Raw genomic sequence first — 11,771 nt, 5'->3', positions numbered from 1 at the left:
CCGTCGCCAACAGCGGATCGGGGCCGCTCAACCTCTCGGCCCTCACCCAAGGCACGCCCACGAACGCCAGCTTCGGCGCCACCTCCATCGTCACCAGCACCGTCGCGGCCGGAGGCTCCGAGACCGGTGCCATCAGCATCACCTTCACGCCAAGCTCCACCACCGACGGCGCAAGCTTCTCCGTCCCCTTCAGCTTCACCACCAATGACGCCGAGGACGGCACCGACGAGACCACCTTCAACGTCACCATCTCGGGCACCATCAACGCCAAGGCCGAGATCGACAACCTGACCTCATCCACCACCAATTCCGTCGCCGATGGCGGCACCGACGATCAGGGCAGCAAGCCCGCCGGAGTTGCGCAGACCGTTACCTACACGGTGACCAACTCGGGGGCCGCCGACCTGACACTGGCGACCGCAAGCCCTGCGAACCTGAGCAATGTCACGGTGAATTCAATCGGAGCTCCGGCCGCGAGCGTAGTGGCAGCGGGGGGAGGCACCACCGAATTTGACGTCCAATACACCCCGACGGCGGCAGGAGCCTTCTCTTTCGATTTGGCATTCACCAACAACGACAGTGATGAAAGCCCGTTCAACTTTACCATCAGCGGCGCCGCGACAACTGCACCAGGCTTCACTCAGAGCTTTGTCCCGAACACCATCCAGGCGGGCGACACTTCGACTGTGACCTTCGCGATCGACAACACCGGGAACGGAGCCGGGGCCACGAGCCTCGACTTCTCCAATTCCCTGCCTGCAGGCCTATTGGTGGCATCGCCCGCAGGCGCGGCCACCACCTGCAGTGGCGGCACGTTGACGGCGACAAGCGGAACGGGAACCATCAGCTATTCCGGCGGGACCGTTGGATCCGGCTCAAGCTGTACGGTAACGGTCGCTGTGACCGCCTCTGCTGACGGATCCTACGTCAATACGACCGGGTCTCTCAGCTCGAGCCTCGGAAATTCGGGCAGTTCCTCGGCGACGCTGACCGTGGCCTCCCCGGAAATCGACATTCAGCGTCCTGCATCGACCTCTATCGCCAACGGCGGCAGCGATCCTCAGGGCAGCGTGACGGCAGGCGACCAGCAGACGTTGACATACACGATCGCGAACGAAGGCAACGCAACGCTCACGATCTCAGGCACGCCAAGCGGAGGTTCGGCCAGTAACGTGACGATCGATTCAATCTCGTCGCCCGGATCCTCTTCGGTTGCGGCGAGTGCGACGACAACTTTCACAGTGCTCTATACTCCGACCGCAGACGGTGCTTTTTCCTTTGATCTGACCATAGCCAGCGATGATGCGGATGAGGGCAGCTACACACTCACTGTCAGCGGCACCGCCATTGGCACCGCAGAGTTTGACCTCGGATCCGCGGGAAGTGGATCGCTCACCAATGGTGCCACAGACACGATTTCAGGTGTTGCCCCTGCAGGAAACGCCAATGTGATCAGCTACACCATCACCAACCCCGGCACGGCCCCCCTCAATATCATCACGCCAACCGTTGCCGCCAACATCTCGAACGAGAGCAATGTCGTCATCAACAGCATCACGCTTGCCTCAAACACGGTGGCGAGTGGAGGCGGAACGACCACGCTGGAGATCTCCTATTCGCCGGAGCAAAGCGGAGCATACAGTTTTGACGTAACGATCTTCTTTTCGCTGACGGCGGGCACGCCTTCCCCTGCGTCGCAAACGAGCGCCGCAACGCTTTTGTCGACCAGCACGTTCGGCTTCACGGTTGCAGGCAGCGCAAGCGGCACACCGGAGATTGAAGTCTCCTCCTCCGAAAGCGGTGCGATCAGCGATGGCGGAACGGATTCGGTCTCCTCCCCGGTCGGCTCAGGATCGGCAGCGACTCTGACCTACACGATCACAAATTCAGGAACGGACACGCTCACGCTCACAACGCCAACCATCGGCGGCAATATCACCGCCGCAAGCAATGTCACCGTGAACAGTATCACGCTTGATTCGACATCCCTGGCCGCAGGCGGCGGCACGGCGACGCTCACCCTGAGCTATACTGCCCCATCGAGCGGCGCCTTTGGATTTGACTTAAGCCTTGTCAATACCGACGCGGATGAAAACCCCTTTAATGTCCGCATCAGCGGCACGGCGCAGGCGGTTCCCAGCAGCTTGCAGCTCACCTCCGGATCAAATCAGAGCACCGAAATCAATCAGACTTTCGCAGCCCCCCTCGTGGTCACTGCAACAACAGCGGGCGGCGCGGGTGTCGCGGGCGTGGTCGTGACTTTCACAGCCCCGGCCACAGGCGCATCGCTGATCTTTGCGAGCACCGGCACCAACACCGAGTCCGTCACCACAGGGTCCGATGGCACAGCGACCAGCTCGGGCCTGACGGCAAACGGTATCGCTTCGGGCTATCAGGGAAGCCCGACCCTGATGCCTTACACCGTGACAGCCAGCGCCCCCGGCCTTACCGGCGTTTCCTTCACGATGACCAACACCCGAAATGACCAGGCAGACATTCGCAAAACCCAGGAAGTCATCGCCTCCTTCGTAACCGGCAGGGCCAATAACATCGTTTCGAACCAGCCGAACCTGGTCTCACGCCTTGCCAGAAACGTCGCGGGGCATCAGGGGGGCGTGAACCGGCTGGCTTTCAACGCCACCTCTGGTGCGCACTCAGGAAGCTTCCAATTCAGCTACCGGGCCTTTGCCGAGGAGATGCGCCGGAGAAACGATGGCACCGCCTGGCGGTCATCGCTCAGTTCCCCGACCACCCGCCCCCCTGCGCTGGAGGACGGGACGAACAGACAGGTCACCACAAACGGCGTGCCCCCTTCTGATGTTACGCCCGCCAGAGCGAGCCTCTTCGCGGGCTTCGATCAGGAAGCGCAGGTCAGCCGTGCCAGCGTAAACGACGCGGGCGATGCCTCCCTGTTTGGCCAGACGGCCTGGTCCGGCTGGGACTTCTGGGCGCAAGGCACTTACGCCATCAGCAAGAACATCCACTCCAAGAGCAAGTCCGGACTTCTGTTTGCCGGTGTTGACTACACCAATTCAGACCGCGCGGTCTTTGGCGTCATGGGACAGCTGGACTTTACCGAAGAAGAGAACGGAGCTGCGAACACCTCCGCGCAGGGGTTGGGTTGGATGATCGGCCCCTATGCCGTCATCCGCCTTCAAGAGAACCTTTACTTGGATGCATCCGCAACCTACGGCCAATCCAGGAACAAGGTGAATGCGCTGGGACTGTTCGAGGATGACTTCGAAACAGAGCGAATCCTGGTCCAGGCGGGGCTGACCGGCGATTTTGAGCTGAACCCGACCTTGACCGTCAGCCCGTTTGCGCGCGTCACCTATTATCACGAGACGCAGGAGAGCTACACCGACTCGCTGGGGCGCACGATCCCGTCGCAGGACTTCGATCTGGGGCGCCTGGAGTTCGGCCCGAAGCTGTCATGGGAGATCAACCGAGGCGATAGCTTGCAGTTTGCGCCCTATGTCTCTTTCTCCGGCATCTACGATTTCAACAAACTGCAGGACAGCAACCCGACGGACGCCACTCTTGCCTCATCTGATTCCGATTTCCGGGGGCGGCTGGAAGCAGGTGCCACATGGTTCATGCCGGATCGCGACATCAAGATCTCGGTCGAAGGTTTCTACGACGGTATCGGTGCCGCCGGTTTTGAATCCTTCGGCGCCTCTCTGAGCTTCAGGATGCCGTTCTGACCTGCGGCCTTGCATGACTTGCCTGACCTTGTGCAGCACATGCCGGTTTTCGGCCACCCTGCACAGGGTCAGACTGATGGAGAGGACGTTACAGAATCATGCCTAGGGAAAAGACATGGCCAACACAATTGTGCGCTTTGCCAGAGGGTTACACATCACGCACTGAAGAGCCAAACCGCGGGTGAATAATAATGGGGAGAATGGTGGGTGATGAGAGACTCGAACTCCCGACATCTTCGGTGTAAACGAAGCGCTCTACCAACTGAGCTAATCACCCGCTGGGCCGGGATTTAGAGAAATCCCAGAGGCTGCGCAAGAGGGTCTGTGCGATTTTTTTCCACTCTTATTCAGTCAGCGCAGAACCGTTTCGGAGCCATTCTCAAGAACATAGACACAGCCCTGCCCGTTCTCGAGCTGCGCCATCTCAGCACGGCTCAGCCCGCAGACGATGCCGCGCATCACCTGCCCCAGCAGCCCATGGGCTACGACAACAGACGGGCCGGTCAGTGTTTTCAGAAAATCCAGTGTGCGCGCCCGGAACGGTCCGTACCCTTCTCCGCCGGGGGCTTCGCAGAACATGTCAAGCGGGGTCACATAGCGCTCGAAATAGGCGGGGTCTGCCTGTTTGAGATCGGCCAACCTGTGCCCTTGAAAAATCCCTGCATGAACTTCGGCGAGGCGCGCATCGGTCACAAAACCGCGTCCGGCCAAGGCGATTTCAGCGGTTTGCTGCGCCCGCCCCAGGGGCGAGACGAAACACGGTGGGTTCTCGGCCGCCAGGACCGGGGCCATCAGTTCGGCCTGACGCCGTGCGTGCCCAAGGCCACGCTCGCTGAGCCGGGACTCAAGCTGTCCCTGAACGCGCCGCTCTGCATTCCATTCCGTCTCGCCATGACGCAAGAGCCAGATCTTTGGGTAATCGCTCATTCAAAATTCCTTTTTTGTGGCGCGTGCCGCCTGTGTGTCTTCACAGTTGCGCAAATGCGCCGTCCTCCTTCACCGCCTGCATCGCCACGTAGGTCGAGGTCGACGCCACATGCGGCAGGGAGGATATCCGCTCCCCCAGTACCTCGCGGTAGATCGTCATGGAACGTGTCCGCACCTTCAGGAGATAGTCAAAATGTGAGGCCATCATGTGAACCTGCTCGATCTCAGGGACTTTCACAACCGCGGCATTGAACCGCGACAGGGCCGCCTCGCGGGTATCGTCCAGCTTCACTTCGACAAAAGCGACGTGATCAAGACCAAGCCGGATGGGATCGACCAGGGCGCGGTATCCTGTGATCACGCCCTCGGTCTCCATCCGCTTCAGACGGGTTTGGGTCGGAGATTTGGACAAGCCGATCCGCCTGGCGAGGTCTGCGACCGAGATCCGGCCATCCTCCGCCAGCACATTCAGAATCGCCCGATCATAGCGGTCGAGATCAGAAAAGATCATTTGAACCTCAATATGCGCCAAAATTCCGTCAATCGCACTGCAGATACCACACATTCAGGCGAATGTCCCGCGCATTCCGGTGTAACCTGACCATCAGACCCGTTGCGGATTTTCTGTTGGAGTTTTCTGCATGACCCAAGCCACCCCAATCCAGTCCGGCAAGCTGCGCGATCTGATCGACGCCGGAACCTATGCGGACCAAACCGCCATGCGCGACCGGCTGGTCGAAACCGCAGCCCTGTCCCTAGCCGATCGGCAGGCGATCTGCGCCAATGCCGCAGCCCTTGTAAAAGACATTCGTGGCCACTCTGCCCCCGGATTGATGGAGGTCTTCCTCGCCGAATACGGCCTCTCCACGGACGAAGGTATCGCGCTGATGTGCCTTGCCGAGGCGCTGCTGCGGGTCCCAGATGCCGACACCATCGATGCGCTGATCGAAGACAAGATCGCGCCCTCCGACTGGGGCAAGCACCTTGGTCATTCCTCCTCCCCCCTGGTCAATGCCTCTACCTGGGCCCTCATGCTGACCGGGAAGGTGCTGGACGAGGACAAGCCAAGCCCCGTGCGCGCACTGCGCGGCGCCATCAAGCGCCTCGGCGAGCCGGTGATCCGCACCGCCGTTGGCCGCGCGATGAAGGAAATGGGACGGCAGTTCGTCCTGGGTGAAAGCATCGAAAGCGCCATGAAACGCGCCGCCGGTATGGAGGCAAAGGGCTATACCTATTCCTACGACATGCTGGGTGAAGCGGCCCGGACCGAGGCTGATGCCGCGCGTTATCACCTGTCTTACTCCAAGGCAATTTCGGCCATAGCCGCAGCCTGCACCAGCGATGACATCCGCAAGAACCCCGGCATCTCGGTGAAACTGTCCGCCCTCCACCCGCGCTATGAGCTGGCACAGGACGCGCGCGTGATGGAGCAGTTGGTCCCGCGCCTGAAAGCGCTGGCGCTTCTGGCCAAGGCGGCCGGCATGGGCCTCAACGTCGATGCGGAAGAAGCCGGCCGCCTGTCCCTGTCACTCGAAGTGATCGAGGCAGTCGTCTCTGATCCTTCGCTGGCGGGCTGGGAGGGTTTTGGCGTCGTGGTGCAGGCCTACGGGCCGCGCACCGGCCTTGCCATCGATGCACTTTACCGGATGGCCGAGAGGTACGACCGCCGCTTCATGGTGCGTCTGGTGAAAGGCGCCTATTGGGACACTGAGATCAAGCGCGCTCAGGTCGAAGGCGTGGATGGTTTCCCGGTTTATACCAGCAAGGCGCTGACCGATGTGTCCTACATCGCCAATGCCCGCAAACTGCTCGGGGTGACCGACCGGATCTATCCGCAGTTCGCCACCCACAACGCCCACACCGTCAGCGCCATCTTGCATATGGCCGAGGACAAAAGCCTGTTCGAATTCCAGCGCCTGCATGGCATGGGCGAAACCCTGCACCAGATGGTGAAAGACCAGAACAGCACCAACTGCCGGATCTATGCGCCGGTCGGCGCCCATCGTGATCTTCTGGCGTATCTGGTGCGGCGTCTGCTGGAAAACGGCGCAAATTCGTCTTTCGTGAACCAGATAGTGGATGAGAACGTACCGCCCGAAGTGGTGGCCGCCGATCCCTTTGACGCGATTTCGGACGTAAGCCGCAGCATCCCCACCGGCCCGGAACTGTTCGCGCCGGAACGGCCGAACTCCAAGGGATTTGACCTGGGCCATGCCCCGACATTGGCGGCTATCGAACGGGCGCGCGCATCCTGGCGCACCCATAGCTGGACAGCCGGACCGCTGCTGGCAGGGGATGCCGCGCCAGAGGCGGCCGAGGATGTCACCAACCCGTCCGACCTCACCGTGGTCGGACAGCTACGCCCAGCCAGCGCAGCAGATGTGGAAACCGCGCTTTCGGCAGCCCGGCCCTGGGATGCCCCCGCGACTGACCGCGCAGCGGCCCTGAACAAGGCGGCTGATCTGTACGAAGACCACTATGGCGAGTTGTTCGCTCTTCTGGCACGGGAAGCGGGCAAATCCATTCCCGATGCGGTGGCAGAACTGCGCGAGGCAGTGGATTTTCTGCGCTACTACGCCGCCCGCATTCCGAATGCGGACCCCGCAGGCCTGTTCACCTGCATTTCGCCCTGGAACTTCCCGCTGGCGATCTTCACCGGGCAGATCTCGGCGGCGCTGGCCACGGGCAATGCGGTTCTGGCCAAACCGGCGGAACAAACCCCGCTGATCGCCCACCGCGCCGTTCAACTGCTGCATGAGGCCGGCGTGCCCCGCACCGCCCTGCAACTGCTACCGGGACCAGGCAGCCGGGTTGGCGCCGGGCTGACCTCGGATCCGCGCATCGACGGTGTCGCCTTTACCGGCTCCACCGAGACCGCCCTGCGAATCCGCAGCGCCATGGCCGACAACCTGCGCCCCGGAGCGCCGCTGATTGCTGAAACCGGCGGTCTTAATGCAATGATCGTCGACTCCACCGCCTTGCCCGAACAGGCCGTGCAATCCATCATCGAAAGCGCCTTTCAGTCTGCCGGTCAGCGCTGCAGCGCCCTGCGGTGCCTTTACGTACAAGAGGACATTGCCGACGATCTTTTGAAGATGCTCAAGGGCGCCATGGATGTGCTGAATCTTGGCGATCCGTGGCATCTGGATGTGGACAGCGGTCCGGTGATCGATGCGGGCGCGCGCGCAGGCATTCTGGCACATATCGATCAGGCCCGTGCCGAGGGCCGCGTTCTGAAAGAAATGCAGACGCCACAGGGCGGAACCTTCGTGGCGCCCACTCTGATCAGCGTGCCGGGCATTGGCGCGCTCGAAAAGGAGATCTTTGGCCCCGTCCTGCATGTGGCGCGGTTCAAGGCGCAGGATCTGGACCGTGTGATCGATGACATCAACGCGACCGGCTATGGTCTGACTTTTGGCCTGCATACGCGGATCGATGACCGGGTTCAGCACGTCTGCGACCGGGTGCACGCAGGCAACATCTACGTCAACCGCAACCAGATCGGCGCCATTGTCGGCAGCCAGCCCTTTGGCGGCGAAGGCCTTTCGGGCACCGGCCCCAAGGCAGGCGGCCCCTACTACATGGCGCGGTTCTGCGCGCCTGATCGTCAGAGCAGCGGCGCGGACTGGGAAGGCTCAATGACCGAATTGCCCGTTCCTTCAGGGACAGAGGCCCCGGCCAGGACCACCTCGCTGCCCGGCCCGACAGGCGAATCCAACCGTCTCACAACATCGGCGCGCCCGCCGCTGTTGTGCCTGGGACCAGGTGCCAAGGCAGCGGCCGCCCAGAAAGAAGCTGTTCTCGCGCTTGGCGGTACGGCCATCGAAGCAAATGGGCTTATTGACCTCCACCGCCTTGAGTTCATCGAGGGCTTCTCCGGTGTGTTGTGGTGGGGCGACGAGGAAACCGGACGGCGGATCGAGCAGATCCTAGCAAAACGTCAGGGGCCAATCATTCCGCTGATCCCCGGCGATCCCGATCCGGCACGGGTTCTGGCAGAGCGTCATGTCTGCGTGGACACCACTGCAGCCGGCGGCAACGCAGCGCTTCTGGGTGGCAGCGCCTGAATGACCCGCTTTCCCCGATAACACCTTGACGCTGGGCTGAAACCGGCCCAGCGTTCGGCCCATGTTTCCGCTACGCGACCACAACCCGTCGGGGCGCACGCCCTATGTTGTCTACCTCCTGATGGCGGCGAATATCGCGGTGTTTCTCTATGCGATTTCGACCTACACCAGCGACCGGTCAATGGCCGGTTTCTATTATGCTTACGGCATCATCCCGCGCGAGGTGACCTACGGCAGCGGCTTTGGCAGCCTGTTCACATCGATGTTTCTGCACGCCGGTTTCATGCATCTGGCGGGCAATATGCTGTTTCTCTGGATCTTTGGCGATAACCTGGAGGACGAGATGGGCCACCTGCCCTTTCTCGGCTTCTACCTCGTCGCAGGGATCGGAGCCGGCCTGTTGCATGTGATGGCAGCGCCCATGTCCACGGTGCCCACGGTTGGCGCCTCAGGCGCAATTGCGGGGGTCATGGGGGGCTACCTTCTCATGTTCCCGAGGGCGCGCATCGATATTCTGTTGATCCTGATCATCTATTTCCGGGTTTTCTCGATCCCGGCCTTCATCATGCTGGGCCTTTGGTTCGTGATCCAGTTCGTCGGCGGGCTCGGTTCCGACCCGGACACCGGCGGCGTTGCCTATTGGGCTCATGCTGGCGGTTTTGTCGTGGGCATGGGGCTTTGCATTCCCTTGTGGCTGAAACGCGGTGGCACAGCCTTCTGGGGTCGGACACAAGGGCTGCCGCCGCATCCCGAAACACGGTATGAGTCCAGCCCCACACGCGTGCCGCGCATCCCCCGCCGGGTACACACAGAGAGACGCAATCCTGGGCCCTGGGGCAAGTAGTCCCCTGCACAGCGCTCCGCGCCAAACCCGTGGGCGAAAGAGAAAAGCGCGCCCAGCCAGACCGGCTGAACGCGCTTCCTAATGTTGGTCAAATCGCTCCGCTGTTGGCAATCAGCCCCGGATCACCTTGGCGAAATTCTCGTAGATGGCCTCATTGGCGCAGACGACCTCACCGGACTCGAGAATGCCTTCATCGGGGTTGATCGCCTCGATCAGGCCACCGGCCTCTTTCACGATGATGATACCTGCCGCCAGATCCCACGGATTCAGTCGCCGCTCCCAGAAGCCGTCGTAGCGCCCCGCAGCCACATAAGCCATGTCCAGCGCAGCCGCGCCCCAGCGCCGCACACCGGCGCAGGCAGGCATCAAACGGGCCAGATCCTGCAGGGTCGCAGGCAGGTCGGAGCGCCCGCCGAATGGCAGACCGGTCGCAAAGATCGTCTCGATCATCCGATGGCGGCCCGAAACCCGGATCCGCATGTCGTTCATCCAGGCGCCAGTGCCTTTTTCCGCAAAGAACATCTCGTCCTTGGCGGCATCGTAAATCACGCCCGCAACCACCTTGCCCTTGTGCTCCAGCGCGATGGAAATCGCCCAATGGGGCAGACCGTGCAGAAAGTTGGTGGTGCCATCCAGCGGATCGACGATCCAGCGGCGGGTCGGGTCTTCACCGGGGATCTCACCGCCTTCTTCGGCCAGCCAGCCATAGGTGGGGCGCGCGCCCATCAGCTCGTCCTTCAGGATCTTCTCGGCTGCAATATCGGCCTTGGAGACGAAATCCCCCGCACCCTTCATCGATACCTGCAGGTTCTCGACCTCGCGAAAGTCCTTCACAAGGGAACGGCCTGCCTTGCGGGCGGCCTTGATCATCACGTTGAGGTTCGCGCTGCCAATCATGTCTGCAGACTCCTGTATCGGTCGGGGGGAGATGCCGGTCAAACCGTGCCTATACGCGCCCTGCTCCCCGTTGCCAAGAGTGAATGCCCAAGGTCTCACGGGGTCAATGACATCCCATGGTCTGGATGTGCCGTTGGGTTATTCCTGCTATGGGTTGCAATGCGCGAAACTGAACCACACAGTTCAGATAAACTGACACCTTGGATAAAGAAATAGGGAGGGGAGACCCAAATGAGCGAACAGATGCAACGGATCGTGCTGGCCAGCCGCCCCGTCGGTGAGCCGACGAACGAGAACTTTCGTCTCGAAACAGTAGACCTGCCCATACCGGGTGAGGGCGAAGTCCTTGTAAAATCGCATTATATGTCGCTGGACCCCTACATGCGAGGTCGGATGGACGATGCCAAATCCTATGCCGCCCCGGTGCCGATCGGCGGCACCATGGAGGCCGGAGCCGTCGGCGAGGTGATCGCCTCCAACAGCCCGCATTTCAAGCCCGGCGACTATGCCTTCGGGATGCTCGGCTGGGCAAGCCACGGCTGCCTGCCCGCCAAGGAGCTGCGCAAGCTGGATCCTGCGCAGGGTCCGATCACTGCGGCGCTTGGCGTTCTGGGCATGCCCGGGTTTACCGGATGGCATGGCTTGACCGCCTATGGCCGCCCGCAGGCCGGGGAAACCCTTGTTGTGGCAGCCGCGACCGGCCCGGTCGGGTCGATGGTGGGTCAGCTTGCCAAACTCGCAGGTCTGCGCGTTGTTGGAATCGCGGGCGGTGCGGACAAATGCAAACTGGCGACCGAGACCTTCGGCTTTGACGAATGCCTCGATCATCGCGCCTATGAGGATGCAAAATCCCTGCGCAAGGATCTGGCCGCCGCCTGCCCCAAGGGAATCGACATTTATTTCGAGAACGTCGGCGGCAAGGTGCTTGAGGCGGTGCTGCCCCTGATGAACCCCCATGGGCGCATTCCGATCTGCGGCATGATTGCATGGTACAACGCAGGCGGCCTTGGCGCCGGGGCGTCGGACGCGGCGCTGACCGGTCCGAACATCTGGCGGAACATCCTGGTCAAGTTCCTGTCGGTGAACGGCTTCATCATCTCGAACCACTTTGACCGCTATCCGGAGTTCCTGAAGGAAGTCGGCCCCAAGGTTGCCTCGGGGGAGGTCCGCTTCCTTGAAGACATCGCGACTGGCCTTGAGAACGCCCCCGATGCCTTCCGCTCCATGCTGCGTGGAGGCAATACCGGCAAGCAGATCGTGAAACTGATCTGACAGGCCTGATCATCCATTGAAAACGCCCGCCATGAAACACTGGCGGGCGTTCTTCATTTC

Annotated in this window: 7 protein-coding genes and 1 tRNA gene; 4 read left to right on the top strand and 4 right to left on the bottom strand. The window is 61.6% G+C overall.

Annotated elements, in window-relative coordinates; all coding sequences use genetic code 11:
- Window positions 1-3,704 (top strand): DUF7933 domain-containing protein (locus tag AADA15_RS04900; RefSeq protein ID WP_341640424.1); only part of this gene is annotated, 3,704 nt, incomplete at its 5' end.
- A 201-nt stretch (window positions 3,705-3,905) separates the two neighbouring features.
- Here AADA15_RS04900 and AADA15_RS04895 read toward each other — a convergent pair.
- The 3 genes from AADA15_RS04895 to AADA15_RS04885 all read right to left on the bottom strand — a co-directional run bounded on the left by AADA15_RS04895 (window position 3,906) and on the right by AADA15_RS04885 (window position 5,142).
- Window positions 3,906-3,981, bottom strand: a tRNA-Val gene (locus AADA15_RS04895).
- Between the two features lie 74 nt (window positions 3,982-4,055).
- Window positions 4,056-4,631 (bottom strand): histidine phosphatase family protein, encoded by a 576-nt coding sequence (locus AADA15_RS04890; RefSeq protein ID WP_341640423.1) that lies wholly within the window; start codon window positions 4,629-4,631, stop codon window positions 4,056-4,058.
- Window positions 4,632-4,671: 40 nt separating this feature from the next.
- Entirely contained in the window at window positions 4,672-5,142 is a 471-nt protein-coding gene (locus tag AADA15_RS04885) for an Lrp/AsnC family transcriptional regulator (protein ID WP_341640422.1), read from the bottom strand.
- 130 nt (window positions 5,143-5,272) lie between these two features.
- Here AADA15_RS04885 and putA point away from each other — a divergent pair, with 130 nt between their 5' ends.
- Together putA and AADA15_RS04875 are read left to right on the top strand one after the other, a co-directional pair.
- Entirely contained in the window at window positions 5,273-8,698 is a 3,426-nt protein-coding gene (putA, locus tag AADA15_RS04880) for a bifunctional proline dehydrogenase/L-glutamate gamma-semialdehyde dehydrogenase PutA (RefSeq protein WP_341640421.1), read from the top strand.
- 61 nt (window positions 8,699-8,759) lie between these two features.
- The gene (locus AADA15_RS04875; protein WP_341640420.1) at window positions 8,760-9,542 is read left to right on the top strand and encodes a rhomboid family intramembrane serine protease; all 783 of its coding nucleotides are present in this window, start codon (window positions 8,760-8,762) and stop codon (window positions 9,540-9,542) included.
- A 111-nt stretch (window positions 9,543-9,653) separates the two neighbouring features.
- Here the strand turns inward: AADA15_RS04875 and AADA15_RS04870 are convergent, their stop codons facing one another.
- Window positions 9,654-10,439 (bottom strand): inositol monophosphatase family protein, encoded by a 786-nt coding sequence (locus tag AADA15_RS04870; RefSeq protein ID WP_341640419.1) that lies wholly within the window; start codon window positions 10,437-10,439, stop codon window positions 9,654-9,656.
- A 231-nt stretch (window positions 10,440-10,670) separates the two neighbouring features.
- Between AADA15_RS04870 and curA the strand changes: the two genes are divergently transcribed.
- Window positions 10,671-11,711, top strand: coding sequence for an NADPH-dependent curcumin/dihydrocurcumin reductase (curA, locus tag AADA15_RS04865; RefSeq protein WP_341640418.1), 1,041 nt, complete (start codon window positions 10,671-10,673; stop codon window positions 11,709-11,711).
- Window positions 11,712-11,771 lie beyond the last annotated feature (60 nt).

The sequence above is a fragment of the Phycobacter sedimenti genome (assembly GCF_038148855.1).
In the GTDB taxonomy this organism is placed as follows: domain Bacteria; phylum Pseudomonadota; class Alphaproteobacteria; order Rhodobacterales; family Rhodobacteraceae; genus Phycobacter; species Phycobacter sedimenti.
The sequence above is the reverse complement of the archived record's forward strand: the minus strand, read 5'-3'. Positions and strand labels throughout refer to the sequence as shown.